Consider the following 16,674-nt stretch of genomic DNA (forward strand, 5'->3'; position numbering starts at 1 on the left):
GCTTTTTATGCAAACCAAAATTCGTTCATCTTTAATCTCTGAGCATCGGCAGCTTTTATCTGTTTGGCAAAAATGTACAGAAAATATTCACAATACATCTCATCAACAACATTTATTAAAAATAAAAGAACTTATCACTGAATATCATTATTTTAGACATTTACAGTTATTTCATATTGAAATCAATCATGAAATTGTCGGCTTTATAGGTTTGGCTTATCAAAAAATTGAAATGTTCTATGTACATCCACAATATGTCGGGTTAGGCATAGGTTCAACTTTACTTCGATATGCTTTATCTTTAGGAATTCGAGAAGTGGAAGTCTTGGAAAATTATCCAGATTTACAACAGTTTTATCAAAAACATGGTTTCCAAGTCATTGCGCGTTCACCCTGGGATACGCAGGGACAACTTTGTCCAACATTACATTTACGCCTACATACGCCTTGCTAAATCCATAAAAAAACCTGAGTAAAAGTACTCAGGTTTTTTATCTAGCAGATTATTTGACAAGTTTACGTAAGTCTTGTGTTAAATCGAGATATTTCTCTGCTTCAAAAGGCGCTTGCTTACTAATCAATTTTTTCAAATGACGCATGTCTTTGGCCGCATTCACGGTAATACCACCCACAATCACGCCATCCGTCACACCAAATAATACAAATGATGATTCAGCACGTTGTGCCGGATTGATTTCACCACGTACCAACCATTCTGCTGCTGCCATATCACCGACAAACTGATAGTTAATGTCTAACTGATCTGTCCAGAACCATGCTGGATTTGCCACAGGATGCTCAACCCCCATCACATGACGAGCAAAGATACCCGCTTGTAAATTGGCATTTTCCCATGTTTCTACACGACGATGCTGACCACAATCACGAAGTTGAGTCGCAACATCACCCGCTGCATAGATATCAGCATGTGAGGTTTGGCAGTTTTCATTCACTTTAACTGCAAAATCAACATCTAAACCAGCATCGACTGCAAGCTGAGCATTCGGCACAATACCAATACCATACACCACTGCATCTGCACGAAGTTCTTCGCCATCAGCCAAAGTTACGACAACTTCTTCACCGTCAAGCTTACAGTCTGCAATTGAAGTAGATAACCGTACATCAACACCTGCAAGACGTTGTTGTTCGAGCAACAACTCACTCAAAATGCGAGGCGATGAACGTCCCATCACCATTGGTCCCATTTCAATCACGGTCACTTGACAGTCTTTGAAACGTGCAGATGATGCAAGCTCAAGCCCAATCACACCACCACCAATTAAAATAATACGGCGACCCGCTTGTAAAACAGGCACAAGCGCTTGTGAATCTTCAAGATTACGCAAGGTATAAACGTGTTTACCCAGAGCATCGAAATTGGGTAAGCGACGTGCTGCCCCACCTGTTGCAAGCAACAACTTATCAAAGGCAAGCGTTTCGCCATTTTTCAATTCGATGGTTTTGGCATCTGCATTAATTTTAACCACGCCATTGTCAGCAATATGCTCAACACCTAAGTCGATGAGTTTTTGCTCTGACAAGATCTCAATCTTGGTCTCTTCAGGTTTTAGAATAACATCTTTAGATAAAGGTGGACGTTCATAAGGCAGATGTGTTTCATCACCCACCAAAATGATTTTGCCTTCATACTTGTTTGCACGAAGTTCTAAAATGGCGCTCGCACCAGCTTGACCAGCACCAACAATCACGATTGTTTCAATTTCATTTTGGCTCATGGGTTTTATCCTTATTTCAATTCTGCAGATACAATACCGAAACCGGCAATCCACTCACTAATATCTTCATAACAATGCGTTGTCATGTCATATTCACCAATTTCATGCAAGGCTGCAAAGGCTGCCATCCACGAACGCACTTCTTGACCACCACGACCGCCATCACGACGAATTTCAGCTTCTGTCATGGCTTCGATGCTTGCAAAATCCGCTTTAGCAAAAGTGTCTAACAATGCACGATCCCACTCAGGGTTTAACGGCACAGCCACAGAGGTATCACCTGCTGCCAACTTTTGACCCACCGCAATAATTTTACCTTGGCGGGTGTTACGTGCTTCCTCAGTTGGGTTACGACCCGCGATGAGGAATTCTTCCACTTCTGGTGGTACTGAGCCCATTTGTGGTGTCGGTGGATCATGTGATAATCCGCCTGTGCCTAAAACAAGCACACGTTCATTTTCAAGATTTAACGACTTAATGAACTGACCCACTGCACGACCGAGCGCTAAAGTACGCTTGGTGGTTGGCATCGGTGCAGCAGCGCCATTGATAAAAATGGGAATGGTTGGATAACGATCAAGCTGACCGCCACACAAGAAATGTAGTGGCTGAGTCACACCATGATCCGCTTGCATACGGTATGAATACGCAACATCAACGCCTTCGTCCAACACACGACGGACTAAACCTAATGCCTTTTCTTCAGGCACATCAATGTGTGCATTGTCTTTACCATAGTCCCAATCGCCTGCGGCAGTGGCACGAATACCCACGCAGAAACTTGGCATCAAATCATAGAAGAAACCATTAAAATGGTCTGGACCAAAAGTAATAATCAAAGTCGGATCATAGGCTTTAACTTCAGCCGCAAGTTTTTCAAACGTATCACGAACGGCTTGTTCTTTACGTTGTTCTTGTGGTGAAGCAAACTCCATTAAAGGACTGTGCGATGCACAAATCAGTTTCACAGCCATGAGAGACTCCTAAACAGGCAAGGCAGCCAAATAGGCTGCCAAATTAATCCATTGATGCGATAACGCAATTATTCATCAAAAAAACCAGCGCGTGGCTGACGTAAACCACGAATACCCAAACCACATTCAGCGTTAATTAATACGCCTGTTAATGGACGGTTATTGGCACGTGATGCAAGCAAGACATATGAACCTGTCATATCTTCAGGCTCAGGTAAGAAATTCAGTGGCATGCCACGCGCAATTTTCTCAGGATCACGAGCATCGAGTAGACCCAAATTTTCTTGACCTAAAGATGCCGCACCTTTGATATTCACATTCATACCTGACGGCGCAACTGCATTCACTCGTACTTTAGGCGCAAGCTCATAGGCTAATTCTTTCATAACACCAACCCCTGCATGCTTAGACGCTGTATATACAGGGCCTCCGCCAGCAGAGTACAGTGCTGAATTAGACAAAGTAAATATGATAGAACCTTCAGAAGCGATCAATGCATCGAGTGCAGCTTTGGCACCAAGGATCAGCGACTTGGTGTTAATGCCCATGATTTCATCAAAAGCTTTTTCTAACTGCTCACCTGAGGTATTGACGATATCGGCATAGTGATCCCAAATACCCGCATTTCCAACAAAACAATCCAGTTTACCAAAACGTTCTACGGTAGCATTTACAGCACGAAGATTGTCTGCATAGCTAGCTACATCGCCTTCAATTGCAAGAACCTTACCGCCGAAGTGCTCATTTAAGGCATCGACTTTGGCCTTTGAACGCTGAAGAACGGCCACTTGCGCACCTTCTTCAATAAAACGCTCCACCAATGCCCAGCCTAAACCTGAACCACCACCCGTAATTAATGCAACTTCGCCTTGTAGCCAACCCATGATTACTCTCCTGCCATTTCTACGAACAATTGACCATCTTCAACAATCACAGGGAATGTTTTGATTGGATCAGTTGCAGGTAGACACAATGCTTCACCTGTTTTCAAACAAAAACGTGCAGAATGTAGTGGACATTCAACCGTACCGTCGTCTTCGAGATAACCTTCAGACATGGATGCATTACCATGGCTACACTTGTCATTCATCGCGAAGAATTCACCGCCGTTATTAAATACAGCAAGCGCTTCGATACCATTCACACCACAATCTACTTTAAGGGCTTCGCCTTCATCCAAGTCATCAACTTGGCAAACAAAAATCTTATTCATTAGAAGAATACGCTCAGGTTGTGTGAGTTATACGTCACTTGGTCTAGGGTAATTTTACGGTTGAAAATCTGCCATCCTAAGCCGCCTTCAACTTTGCGGATTTTGTCATGACGTTTACCGCAGTAAATCGTCACGTCTTTCTCTTTTTGTGTACGGTACAATAAGTAAGTCACGTAAACGTCATATTCGCCTTCAACTTCTGTCGCTTCTACGATGACATTTGAAACCATATGGGTGGTACGTGAAGGAGGCTCTTCTGCCCAAGCCATGCCTGTTTCAAGACGAGCCACTCGACGCTCTAAAAGATCTTTCGTGTCATTGAAAACCCAAGTTGTAGGAGGCTCAACTGAACGACGACGATCACGTGTTTGCGCGTTTGGTGTAGTACGAAGCGTATAAGAAATATCTTCAGCTAAGGTGTCTAACCATTCACGGAATTTCCAATCATCTAGCAATTTTGCTTCACGATATAGAAACTGACTAATCTCGTGATGAAGTTCTAAACTGATCTGACTCATTTCATAAGCTCCTTCTCATATTCGTCAGCGGCTTTCTCTACGTCTTCCCATTTTTCATGGATTAACAAATCTGCCCAACGGCGGTACATACCACGTGCTGCAGTTTCAGAGAAAATGTAGTTGGTAATACCTGGAATACCATCTTCACGGATTTTTTCTTTGCCTAAACCCATTTCCATGATCAATTGGTTTTTACGTGCTTTATAACCACGTAAGACTTTTTGAATCTCAATCCAGTTCTCAGAGTCATCTTGCTCTAGGAAACCAGCAGGACCGAAGGCACGAGTCGCTGAACGCTCAAATGCTTCTTTCACTTCTTGAGATGCTTCAGCATCTGCAATACAGAATGCCCATACTTCAGTTTTGTTTGGACCACGTGGGTGCCATACACGAAGCGTTGCAGTACCGTTCAACCAAGATAATGTTGGGAACATGGTGTTATGACCTGCAAGACGTAATGCACGAACTTCGCCTAAACGTTCTTTTACTTCTTCATAAGTTTCACGGAAATAGTTGGCAACTTCACCATCCACCCATACGTTCGCATCGGGTTGTTCTGTAAAGAAGAAACCTGAACCATGACCACGTGAACCGTATTGGATTGCATCTTTCGCCGTTTCCCATACAGGACGAGCCGTTTGGGCAGCACCTAATTTTTTCGATGATTCATCATCTGGTTTTGCACCCAAAACTTGAATCGCGGACGCATGAGAGAACAATGCATGGTATTGGTCAGATGCAAACTGTTCTGCTGCAAATTTCCAGTTACACTCGATTTCCCACTTATGCACACCACCGATGATTTCTGTACCACCCGGACGACGGTCTAAAACACCATCTAAATACCAAGCGATATCACCCATGTATTCTTCTAAGTCAGGTGTGGTTTCATCCCAACAACCGAAGATTAAACCTTTATAAGATTTGACACGGTTAACTTCGATCAAGCCCCAATGCTCTTTACAAGCACCTTGTGGAAATGCACGATCTTCAAGTGGAATATCTTTAAGAGAACCATCAACACCATAAGACCAGCCGTGGTATGGGCAAGTAAATGCACGTGTATTACCACAGTCTGCAAAGCTCACACGCATCGAACGGTGACGGCATTGATTGAGTAATGCTTTAATTGAGCCATCTTTTTGACGGACAACAATGATTGGATCTTCACCCATATATGTATTGAAGAAATCGCCTGCCTTTGGAATTTGGCTTTCATGGCAAAGGAATAACCACGTACGACCAAATACACGTTCAAGTTCTAATTCATAAAGATCTGGATCTGTATAAATAGAAGGTGAAATACGGCCATTTTGTGCATCGACTAATGCGTCGATTTCGCGCACATCAATTTTTCCACTCATGAAAGCTCTCCTGCGACAAACGTGGGGTCACAAACTAAATGACTTAAGTTGAGGTGATCATCGCTTTTGAGGGGCACTTTATGGAAATATTTATTTTGTTTTAATTAAGATATTTTATGAATTAATAATTCGATTATTTTTTATCTAAAAATTTGATGATTAGCAACAAATCATTTATTTTCTAAATATCATAATCATCTTCACGGAATGGTAAATTATAGATTATACTCAAGCAGTAACATACTAAGACATTTTTTGGATTACTCTTTGGAAGAGTTATATGGAATTACGACACCTCAGATATTTCATCACTGTAGCTGAAGAGCTTAATTTCAGTAAGGCAGCCTTAAAGTTATATACCGCACAACCCTCTCTTAGTCAGCAAATTAAAGACTTAGAAGAAGATGTCGGGGTTAAACTTTTAAATCGAACCAAACGTAAAGTAGAACTTACTGAAGAAGGTGCTGTATTTCTTGAACAAGCTCGTCTCACTTTAGCCCAAGCGGATAAAGCTGTCGCAATGGCACGCCAAGTGTCAAAAGCCAAACAACAGTTATTGCGTATTGGTTTCGTGCCTGTTGCCGAGATGAAAGTATTCCCTTATGTACTCCCAAATTTACGTGTTCAAAATCAAGAACTTAAAATTGAATTGCTCAGTTTAAATAACCTTGAACAAATGCGTGCTATTCAAAAAGGTGAATTAGACATTACTTTCACACGTCATAATTTTCATAATGAGGAAATTGAAAGTAAATTTGTGCTCCGTGAACCTTTGATCTTTATTTTGCCTGCAAATCATCCTTTGGCAAAATATGAGCGTATTCCTGTGAAAGCCTTGAATGGTATAGACTTTATTATCCCTGCTTTGGAGCAATCTGGCACTTTGCATAATGCCATTTTAGACTTTGCTAAAGCACAAGGGATTGAGTTCAATATTGTCCAAACGGCTGACAATATTTTATTTAATATCAACTCAATCGGTATGGGTTTAGGCTGCACCATTTTGCCTGGCTATATTGCCCCACTGACCATGAATAACTCTGTGATTCGACCTTTGGATGTCGAATTACCTTATCTCGATCTCTACGTCAGTTATCGTAAACATAGCAACTCATTCGCTGTACAAAAGTTCATCGAACTGCTCACCAAAGTGTTTTATCTCGATATCAATCGTGCTGAATAATAATTTTATTTTCATTATTTTTTTACGCTATTCACTCACTACTATTTTTTCAATGAATAATAGTGAGTTAAAACCAAGACCCAGTTCACACTTTAAAATGATATATAGATCTTAGATTTTTATCCACACCTATAATTTTACATCGTTTTAAAGTGCTATTTTTTGCACGACATCTATTCATGATCATTTTGGGTTTTTTATACAACTTAAGTCTAATGATTTATCGACAATTGCTTTAAACTGTTTTTTAGCGCCATAGAATAAAAAATCACATAATCTAGGTATTAGAAAATGATTAATATTTTTCAAATATTTAAAACCATTATACGCACTCGAATTCTCTTTTTTAGTACATTTTTAATCACAGCTTTACTTTATTGCATCATTACTTTTAGCACTGATTTTTTATGGTCTACACGACTTTTACTCAGTTGGAATCTTGCCATTGTGATGTATTTAGCGTTGACCATGCATGCACTGTGGCGAGCAGATACGCATAGTATTTTAAAACGTGCCCAACAACAGGATGAAAGTAAATGGGCGATCTTAGTCCTCCTCATCATGACATTAATCATGTGTTTTATTGCCATTATAGTTGAATTGTCACAGTTACCCTCTACGCCCACGATTCGTTTTGGTCATTTATCTTTAGCCATTCTTACCATTATTTTTGCTTGGCTTTTTATGCATACTATTTTTGCTATTCATTATGCACATGACTTTTATTTAGCCAAAGCCAAACATTTGGAGGGTGGTTTAGATTTTCCAAAGACGCCCAATCCAATTTACCCTGACTTTGTCTATTTTAGTTATGTCTGTGGCACCTCTGCACAAACTGCTGATGTTTCTATTAGCTCTCGTCCAATGCGTGTTTTGAATACTCTTCATATCCTGCTCGCCTATGGCTTTAATACCACCATTTTAGCAATTTGCATCAATGTTGCCGCAAGTTTTATTATGAGCTGAAAGGTGCTCAATTACATATCAAATCAAGCATAAAAAAGGACAGCTTTCGCTGCCCTTTTATTAACTGCAATACAGACCGTTTACACGCCACGTGCGGTTAAATAATTTTTAATTACAGTATTAAATTCTTCTGCTTTCTCAACTTGTGACCAGTGACCACATTGGCTGAAAATGTGCGCATCTGCATGTGGCACAATATTTAAGATATCCCATGTACGAGAAACAGGAATTACCACATCTTGCGTACCATGAATCAATAATACAGGGACTGTAATGTCTTTCATTTTTTCAAAATCAAGCGGGAACTCAAAACGATCTCGGTCACGTGCACCCACAACATCCATCAGACGGTTAGATGCATAATCATTTGCAGCAGAAGCAAAACGTACTTTTACCAGCTCATCAGTGATCAAGTCTTTGTTCACAACGAACATTGACAATGTTTTCTTGATGCCTTCTTCAGTCAATACAGGATTGGCATGTGCTTTAAGTGCAGCAGTTTGTTTTGCACCACCTGTACCCATTGAAACAATACCGAGTACACGCTCTGGATAATCAAGCGCCATTTGGAATGCCAACCAACCACCCAAAGAATTACCCACAAGCCAAGTCTTTTCAATGCCTAAGGCATCTAAAGTACGCACTGCATGATCCACCCACGCACGGATACCATAGGCGGTATTTGGTGCAACAACAGTTTGACCATAACCAATAGTATCAATGGCGATACAACGCGCTTGCTCACCGATTTGTGGCAAGTTTAACCACCAGTTTGCTGCAGCAGAAACACCTGTACCAGAACCATGTAAGAATAGGATCGGTGTACCCTCACCCACTTCATGGTAATGTGTTAATTCACCTTCAGCCGTTTCAATCCATTTATCTTCCAAACCGAAGAAAGCATCAGTTTTATAATCTGGGATTTGTACAGTACTCATACCTATTCCTTTTACAGCTTATCTATGGGTTGAACCTATTTAAAATATCGTTCTCAATAGATTCAAATGACCTAATTTACCGTTTCATAGTACCTGTGAATGCAAGCGAAATTGATATTTAATAACGATGACAAACTACAAAAAAACGATTATTTAAACATATGTTTTATAATGATTTAATACGATTTAAAGCCATAATAAAAACGTGCCGTCTATGCAGCACGTTTTTAAGCTTGTTTAATTAGAAACGATACGTATAAGTCGTTGCAACACGATGTTCTTGTAAATCAACGAAGCCCGGGACATTGTCATAGTTCACATCGATATACATCCACTGAAAACCTAAACCTTTGAGCTTACCTTCAGGCACAACATAATTCACGATCAAATTATCTTCTTGCTCTTTGCCTCTTGTACCATTTTTATTATCAATATTAGATCCATCATAATGACGTGCTGTCACGGTCAAACCTCGCGCAACAGTATCTTTAAAGTCATAGGTATAACCTAGACTCCAAGATTTTTCATCTTTACGAATAAAACTTGCGACAGACCAATTGGCTAAATACGGCTGTGGTACCCAACCCGACAGCGTTGGCATAAATGGTGTATGTGTACCATGCTCACCAAACATTTGCTGCCAACCTGCATCCATTGTGTGGTTACCATGTGTCCAAGCTGCTTTTAATGACAAAGCTTGGTTATCAATCTCACCATATAAAGCCTCACCCGATTCACGATTATCAAAATAGCGTGCATGAGTTGCGAGTTTATTCTTGGCATCTAGTTTTTTGTTATAGGCAAAGCCTACATAATTTTGACGATAAATATTTTCTACATCACCATAGAAATAACTTGCAGATAATTCAGGTGTCACTTGATAGTCAATTCCCGCAACCCACATTGCTTCACTATCACCAGACTTTACTTGATTCTTTTCTGTATTTAATTCATTTGGCCAAAGTTTAAAATCATGGACTTGGTTTTCATAACGGGCATTGATTCCATCTAAATAACCTAAAGTCAGTTTGGTATTTTTCAGATCTTTAGACTCTAACCACACCCCTTCAAAGGTAGTCAATAATTGACGTGATGGGTCAAAATGCACCACTGGGGTTGCAGGTAAAATTTCACCAATACGTAATTCCGTTTGACTCACTTTCGCCTTTAAAGTCGCGCCAAGCTTAGCATTATCGCGTGCTTGTTCTTTAGTGGCATAATCGTACGGCATAATGTAATCGTTATCACCACGATCACCACTTAAACGCACCGCGTATTGTGCCAAAACATCCACACCCATTTGTACAGGGCCAATTTCGGCATAACCTGATTTTGCATCTAAGGTGATACCTTGAGACCAACTACCAAAATCCTGAGTTTTGTTGGGATCAGGTTGGTCGATTTGACGATCTAGATAAAAATTTCTCAGTTTGAGTTGCACTTGGCTATCGTCAAAAAAATCTGCATAAGTTGCAGTTGTCCCTAAAGCAGCAGTTGCAGCACACATTGCTATCCATAATGATTGACGACGCATGGCTAAATTTCCCAATAATCAAATTAAGCTATGTCACCATCATGCTGAACGATATAAAAAGTTAATATCAGACCACAGTATAAGAATTTTCAGCGAAATATCGATGGATAAAAACCATCATTTGAATACTTTATTTTTTAATATTTTTTAACAATAAGGCTTTTAACACCTTTATTTCAGTTTATGATTTTAAATCTATTTAAATACCTTTATTAATTCTAAATTATCTTAAATATTCTTACATTATGAAATCTGTTAGTGTTTTTTTGTTTAAGTTATTTTCATTTAGAAAAACTTTAAGCCTTAGATTTATAAAAAAAAACGTTTACGTAAAAGAAATTTCCTATAGCCCAATATTCAACATACGCTACAAATCAAAATTTAACTCAAAGGATCACAAAATAAAAAAGCGCCCTTTCGGACGCTTTCATATTCTTAAACATCAAAAATGATTAAGCATTCGCTTCTTTCGCTTTTGACATGGTGAGTGCCAAATCTTCAATCATATCTTCTTGACCACCGACCGTACCACGACGACCAAGTTCAAGTAAAATTTCACGTGCAGATACGCCATATTTTGCTTCAGCACGTTTTGCAAATAGCAAGAATGAAGAATAAACCCCTGCATAACCCAAAGTCGCTGCATCACGATCCGCACGAATCGGTTGTTGCATCATCGGTACAATCAGTTCTTCAGCAATATCCTGTACTTTAAACAAGTCCACACCTGTTTCGATTTGCATACGGTTCGCAACCGCAACAAACAGTTCAAGTGGTGTATTGCCTGCACCTGCGCCTAAACCTGCTGAAGCCAAGTCCACACGTTTTGCACCCGCATCTACAGCCGCAACCGAGTTTGCGACACCCATACCCAAGTTATGGTGACCGTGGAAACCGATTTCGATGTCTGAGCCTAAGTTTGCACGTAAAATCCCGACACGGTCAGTCACATCCTGTGGAAGCATATAACCTGCTGAATCAGTAACATAGATACAGTTTGCACCGTATGACACCATTTTCTGTGCTTCTTCGAGTAATTTCTCAGGAGATGCCATATGTGCCATCATTAAGAAGCCCACTGTGTCCATTCCGAGTTTACGCGCAGCAGTAATATGCTGTTCAGACACATCCGCTTCTGTTGAATGCGTTGCCACACGAATAGTTGCCACACCAACATCATGTGCCATTTTCAAGTGATCAACCGTACCGATCCCAGGTAAAAGTAAAGCTGAAACTTTGGCTTGTTTTAAGTTTGGAATGACTGCTTTTAAATATTCTTCATCAGTTGCGGCAGCAAAACCATAGTTGACTGAGTTACCCCCCAAGCCATCACCATGTGTCACTTCGATTAATGGCACACCTGCTTCATCGAGTGCAGTGGCAATTGCAACCATTTGTTCAGGTGTTGTTTGATGGCGCATTGGATGCATACCATCACGTAAAGTCATATCATTAATAATAATCTTAGACATGAAAATGCTCCTTATGCTTCTACTTGGTTAGCGATCAAACGCTCTGCAAACATTTCAGCAGTACGTGCTGCGGCTGCGGTCATGATGTCAAGGTTACCTGCATATTTAGGTAAGTAGTCACCTAAACCTTCTACCTCTAAGAACATAGATACACGGTTACCATCAAATACAGGACCATTCACCAATTTATAACCTGGTACATATTTTTGAACTTCTTTGATCATGGCATGCACAGATTCAGTGATTGCCGCTTGATCAGGTTCACCTTCAACCAAACAGTGCACTGTGTCACGCATCATGAGTGGTGGCTCAGCAGGGTTAATAATGATGATCGCTTTACCTGCTTTTGCACCACCGACTTTTTCAATTGCGCCCGCAGTAGTACGTGTAAATTCATCAATATTTTTACGTGTACCTGGTCCCACTGACTTAGTCGATACAGTGGCAATGATCTCGCCATATTCAACAGCTTGAACACGAGAAATCGCCGCCACCATCGGAATGGTTGCTTGCCCACCACACGTCACCATGTTTACATTTGGTAACTCACCCGCTTCAAGCAATGCTGCAAGATTCACAGGCGGTACACAAAAAGGACCAATTGCCGCAGGCGTTAAATCAATCATTTGTACGCCAAGCTCATTTAACTTACGGCTATTTTCAGCATGAACATATGCAGAAGTCGCATCAAAAGCAATTTTGATGTCATCTTCTAAAACATGTGGCAATAAACCATCAACACCATCACTGGTGATTTTTAAGCCCATTTTTGCCGCACGTGCCAAACCTTCCGAAGTTGGGTCAATTCCCACCATCCATACAGGTTCTAAAAATTCGCTACGTTGCAATTTATAAAGTAAATCAGTACCAATGTTTCCTGGACCAATCAATGCACATTTAATCTTTTTCATGAACAATATCTCTTAAAATACGCTGTAAAATTCAAGCTAATTCAGCTGCAAAAGCTGCAGTCACTGAACCAAAACCTTCGATTTCCACAACAAATTCATCACCCGCATGTGCCACAACCATCGGTCCAAGTGCACCCGTTAAGATGATGTCACCTGCCAACAATGGACGACCACGACGCACCATTTCATCTGCCAACCACACAGCCGCATTCAATGGATTTGAAAGACATGCTTTACCCACACCTTGAGAGACCACTTCACCTGCACGTGTCATCGTCATTTTGCAATTGACGAGGTCAAGATTTTCAAGTTTCACAGGTTTTGAACCCAGTACATAAGCAGCAGAAGATGCATTATCTGCAACCGTATCAATCAAACTGATTTTCCAATTTTCGATACGACTATCCACCACTTCAACAGCAGGCAAGGCATATTCAGTTGCACTGATAATATCTGCATAAGTGTGTTTTTCTTGGGTTAAATCTTTATTGATAATTAACGCAATTTCAGCCTCAACTTTCGGCTGAATCAATAAACCCGCAGGAATGGCTTCACCATCGCCATATGCCATGTCTGCAAATAGCATCCCAAAGTCAGGAGAATCAACACCCAATTGCTTCTGTACAGCAATTGAAGTTAAACCGATTTTACGCCCCACTAAACGGCGACCCTCAGCAAGCGCACGTTGAGTATTGACTTCTTGAACAGCATAAGCGATATCGACATCGGCACACTCACCGCCCAATTGTGGGCGAATTGGTGCAATCGCAGTTTTTGATATTTCAGCATCACGGATGGCTTGGGCAACTGATTCAACAACAGCAGAATTCGACATCAATATTTCCTTAAACGACAAAAATAGAGTTATACCGTTAGATGGCGCAACCTTCACAACACAGCGCTCAAGGTTTTGCAAATAGATCAGACCAATCATTGCAGTTTGTCTGCATCTGATTATTTCTTTAAAACGGATACTTTTATGAACAGTTTAAGCATCGGTAAAATGCTGTTTTTGTGCCAATACTTATTTTATTTATAACAATAGTTAGAACCTATAAATAATAGGAATAATTTTCAACATAAAAAACAACTGTTTAAAATCAATCACAAAGACCACTAAATTACTCAGAATTAAGATTTAATTATTTTTTAATTTTTTCTTTTTCTACGACTAAAAGATAATATGAGCCTGTATATTCACTCACAATTTTTGAATCATGATGAAGAACACTTATGCTTGAGCCTTATCAACTTATAATAAAAATAACACAATGATCACATCTTTTTCTAAAATACTCGGTCTACTGACACTTCTTTCACTGGGTTCTATTTCCTCAGACGCTTTCGCAAACAACGATCAAGCTCAACTGAAAGGGAAATATCTCATTTTAAATAGGGCAACTTGCGCGGGCTTAAAATTTAATGCTCAAGCCACAGCGGCTGCATGGCAAAATGACATGGAATGTTCTCGTGGTTATAAAAATACAAATGAAATCTAACCACCACGACATGATGTTTATAAAATTATGAAAATTCAAAATAAAATGGTCACTGTTACTCACTATTGGATCGACTGGAACACGCATCAACCTGAAATTCAAAACTTTAAAATTAAATAAAAAAGCTGCGTGACTTCAATAACGTAGCTTTTTTGATTTTTATGGATGATTAACCCATATTCGGCAGCAACACGCTAAGCATCGACTTGTGCATTTAAAAATTGATGCAAAGCAGCGACATCATGCGCGATACTGAGTGGCTGAAAGCTTTGTAAAACTTCAACACTATGTACACCATAACTCACCCCTACACGCGGCATTGCAATATTTTTTGCCATTTCCAAATCATATGAGGTATCACCCACCATAATCGCACGATCTGCCTGAATACCTGTCTGTTGTAAAATTTCAGCCAACATTAATGGATCAGGTTTGGACTTGGTTTCACTTGCAGCACGGGTCACACAAAATAAATCACGACTATCGGTTTGTCCTAAAACACGGTCTAGACCTTTACGGCTTTTACCGGTTGCAACGGCCAACTTGAGATTTTTTGCACTCAAATCATGTAACATTTCCGACACCCCCGCAAACCACTGATCACCTCTAGAATGCTCTACATAATGATCACCGTAGGTTTTCAAAATATCACGATGTAATTTCGGTACTGTTGGAAATAAAACTTGCGCCACTTCAGGCAAGCCCAAACCAATAATACTTTTTGCCGCATCATCTGTTAAAGGCTGTTCAAATTGCTGTGCGGCAAATTTTAAACTTGCCACAATTTGCCCGACAGAATCAAACAATGTTCCATCCCAATCAAAAATAATCAGCTCTACAGGTTTTTGCATGACTTTTCTCAATAAAATCCCCTCTCCTTTTAGGAGAGGGTTAGGAAGGGGTTTTATTAAATAAATTCCATCATCCTAACCTTCTCCCTGAGCCACATATGGTAAATAGAAGGAATGTTCAATCTAATAAAATGAATAACTATGGTTGATCATTTAGGTAAAAACTGATCAGCCTGCCCTTTTAATTAATCAATACCACTTCATAAAAGGAGAGTATTTTTAAGCAATTAAGCAATTGGCTTATCCGCTTTTTGCGCTCTTAACTGAGCAACCAAACTCTGCATGTCTTCAGGCAACGGTGCTTCAATAGTTTCATAACCTGGAATTTCCAAACGCATCGCATGTAAACATAAACGGCGTGGATTTGGTCCACGGTATTCAGTCTCATGACCATATTTGTCATCCCCCACCAAAGGATGCCCAATACTTAAACCATGCACACGAATCTGATGCGTACGTCCTGAAAGTGGTGATGCATAAACCAATGTGGCATGCATAAAACGTTCAGCCACTTTCCATTGTGTCTTAGAATCTTTACCGTCTTTTGACACACGGACACGACGCTCACCATTTGCCAATTCATAACGTAACAAAGGCTGATCAATCAATTGATTATCTAAACTCACTTGCCCTTTAACAATCGCAGCATACGTTTTTTGAATTTTGTGTTCACGCAATAAATCTTGCAATGTTTTCAAGACACTTCGTTTTTTAGAAATCATCACTAAGCCCGATGTATCACGGTCAATACGATGAATCAGTTCTAAATATTTTTTACCTGTCGCCGCGCGTAAACCCTCAATTAAGCCATATGCCACACCACTCCCACCATGTACAGCAATACCTGAAGGCTTATTGACCACCATCAAACCTTCATCTTCATACACCACACGGCTGAGTAGACTTTGTGCAACCTTATCAGATACAGGTACAGTAGATTGATCTTTTTGTTCAAAGCGAATTGGAGCAACACGAATTTGATCACCAATGGCAAGTTTGGTTTCTGCCTTTACTCGTTTTTTATTGACTCGAACTTGACCTTCACGAATCAAACGATAGATACGACTTTTCGGTACGCCCTTTAAACGTGAAAATAAAAAATTATCAATGCGTTGCGCTTCCTGATGTTCGTCAACTTCAAACCAGGTGACACTTTGCCAATCTTGCGTAGAATTCATACAGTTACGATGACCCAATAAAAACGAAATTTTGATTAAAAACTGATCACTTAGACTATACATTTCATACAAAATAACCGTATAGCCCATAGGCAGATGATGCAAGGTTTGCTATAGTCAGCGCACGGATACCACCGTAAGTGAACTTTACACGTATGTTCTCAGAAACTTTTGAAACGAAAAACTTTTTGAAAGCATAGACGTGATAAAGCATTCACCCAAAGCTCGGAATGGTCCCAAAAGAATATGCCGACGCCGAAGGCTTATTATATCGGCAAAATGACAGACTGTTGCGTTTAATTGTACTTAAAGTACATAAATCAGTTTGTTTAAA

The 16,674-nt window shown here is 40.0% G+C and carries 17 protein-coding genes; 4 read left to right on the plus strand and 13 right to left on the minus strand.

The annotated features are described in order from the left end of the window. Positions 1-7: 7 nt before the first annotated feature. Positions 8-454, plus strand: coding sequence for a GNAT family N-acetyltransferase (locus G0028_RS16755; RefSeq protein WP_180046871.1), 447 nt, complete (start codon positions 8-10; stop codon positions 452-454). A gap of 49 nt (positions 455-503) precedes the next feature. On the opposite strand, the gene hcaD is transcribed toward G0028_RS16755, so the two are convergent. The 6 genes from hcaD to hcaE form a co-directional block, all read right to left on the minus strand. Continuing rightward, entirely contained in the window at positions 504-1,739 is a 1,236-nt protein-coding gene (gene hcaD, locus G0028_RS16760; protein WP_180046869.1) for a 3-phenylpropionate/cinnamic acid dioxygenase ferredoxin--NAD(+) reductase subunit, read from the minus strand. An 11-nt stretch (positions 1,740-1,750) separates the two neighbouring features. Further along, the gene (locus tag G0028_RS16765; protein ID WP_130072164.1) at positions 1,751-2,713 is read right to left on the minus strand and encodes a 3-carboxyethylcatechol 2,3-dioxygenase; all 963 of its coding nucleotides are present in this window, start codon (positions 2,711-2,713) and stop codon (positions 1,751-1,753) included. 68 nt (positions 2,714-2,781) lie between these two features. Beyond that, positions 2,782-3,597: a 3-phenylpropionate-dihydrodiol/cinnamic acid-dihydrodiol dehydrogenase gene (gene hcaB, locus G0028_RS16770; RefSeq protein WP_130072165.1), complete on the minus strand. Its 816-nt coding sequence runs from the start codon at positions 3,595-3,597 to the stop codon at positions 2,782-2,784. A gap of 2 nt (positions 3,598-3,599) precedes the next feature. After that, positions 3,600-3,926 (minus strand): 3-phenylpropionate/cinnamic acid dioxygenase ferredoxin subunit, encoded by a 327-nt coding sequence (hcaC, locus tag G0028_RS16775; protein ID WP_130072166.1) that lies wholly within the window; start codon positions 3,924-3,926, stop codon positions 3,600-3,602. Beyond that, the gene (gene hcaF / locus G0028_RS16780; RefSeq protein WP_130072167.1) at positions 3,926-4,444 is read right to left on the minus strand and encodes a 3-phenylpropionate/cinnamic acid dioxygenase subunit beta; all 519 of its coding nucleotides are present in this window, start codon (positions 4,442-4,444) and stop codon (positions 3,926-3,928) included. The genes hcaC and hcaF overlap by 1 nt, the downstream gene beginning before the upstream one ends. Beyond that, complete coding sequence (gene hcaE / locus G0028_RS16785) at positions 4,441-5,808, minus strand: 3-phenylpropionate/cinnamic acid dioxygenase subunit alpha (protein ID WP_174493803.1); 1,368 nt, start codon at positions 5,806-5,808, stop codon at positions 4,441-4,443. Before hcaE ends, hcaF begins: the two co-directional genes overlap by 4 nt. Positions 5,809-6,088: 280 nt before the next feature. On the opposite strand from hcaE, the gene hcaR reads away from it, so the two are divergent. Both hcaR and G0028_RS16795 read left to right on the plus strand, forming a co-directional pair. Continuing rightward, positions 6,089-6,991, plus strand: coding sequence for a DNA-binding transcriptional regulator HcaR (gene hcaR, locus G0028_RS16790; protein WP_130072169.1), 903 nt, complete (start codon positions 6,089-6,091; stop codon positions 6,989-6,991). Between the two features lie 291 nt (positions 6,992-7,282). Continuing rightward, a complete protein-coding gene (locus G0028_RS16795) occupies positions 7,283-7,957 on the plus strand; it encodes a DUF1345 domain-containing protein (RefSeq protein WP_174493804.1) in 675 nt (224 codons plus the stop codon). An 80-nt stretch (positions 7,958-8,037) separates the two neighbouring features. Here the strand turns inward: G0028_RS16795 and G0028_RS16800 are convergent, their stop codons facing one another. From G0028_RS16800 to mhpD, 5 genes are all read right to left on the minus strand, one after another. Further along, entirely contained in the window at positions 8,038-8,895 is an 858-nt protein-coding gene (locus tag G0028_RS16800) for an alpha/beta fold hydrolase (protein ID WP_130072171.1), read from the minus strand. A 241-nt stretch (positions 8,896-9,136) separates the two neighbouring features. Then, positions 9,137-10,429: an OprD family outer membrane porin gene (locus G0028_RS16805; RefSeq protein ID WP_174493805.1), complete on the minus strand. Its 1,293-nt coding sequence runs from the start codon at positions 10,427-10,429 to the stop codon at positions 9,137-9,139. 452 nt (positions 10,430-10,881) lie between these two features. Beyond that, positions 10,882-11,901 (minus strand): 4-hydroxy-2-oxovalerate aldolase, encoded by a 1,020-nt coding sequence (dmpG, locus tag G0028_RS16810; protein WP_130072173.1) that lies wholly within the window; start codon positions 11,899-11,901, stop codon positions 10,882-10,884. Positions 11,902-11,912: 11 nt separating this feature from the next. Next, entirely contained in the window at positions 11,913-12,812 is a 900-nt protein-coding gene (locus tag G0028_RS16815; protein ID WP_180046867.1) for an acetaldehyde dehydrogenase (acetylating), read from the minus strand. A gap of 31 nt (positions 12,813-12,843) precedes the next feature. Continuing rightward, positions 12,844-13,647, minus strand: coding sequence for a 2-keto-4-pentenoate hydratase (gene mhpD, locus G0028_RS16820; RefSeq protein ID WP_180046865.1), 804 nt, complete (start codon positions 13,645-13,647; stop codon positions 12,844-12,846). A gap of 436 nt (positions 13,648-14,083) precedes the next feature. On the opposite strand from mhpD, the gene G0028_RS16825 reads away from it, so the two are divergent. Next, positions 14,084-14,311 carry a hypothetical protein gene (locus tag G0028_RS16825; protein ID WP_174493807.1) on the plus strand — a complete coding sequence of 76 codons (228 nt, stop codon included), beginning with the start codon at positions 14,084-14,086 and terminating at the stop codon, positions 14,309-14,311. Between the two features lie 194 nt (positions 14,312-14,505). On the opposite strand, the gene G0028_RS16830 is transcribed toward G0028_RS16825, so the two are convergent. Both G0028_RS16830 and G0028_RS16835 read right to left on the minus strand, forming a co-directional pair. Next, a complete protein-coding gene (locus G0028_RS16830) occupies positions 14,506-15,162 on the minus strand; it encodes an HAD-IA family hydrolase (protein WP_130072177.1) in 657 nt (218 codons plus the stop codon). A 227-nt stretch (positions 15,163-15,389) separates the two neighbouring features. Then, positions 15,390-16,340 (minus strand): RluA family pseudouridine synthase, encoded by a 951-nt coding sequence (locus tag G0028_RS16835; protein WP_180046863.1) that lies wholly within the window; start codon positions 16,338-16,340, stop codon positions 15,390-15,392. Positions 16,341-16,674: the final 334 nt, after the last annotated feature.

The sequence above is a fragment of the Acinetobacter piscicola genome (assembly GCF_015218165.1).
Classification (GTDB): Bacteria; Pseudomonadota; Gammaproteobacteria; order Pseudomonadales; family Moraxellaceae; genus Acinetobacter; species Acinetobacter piscicola_A.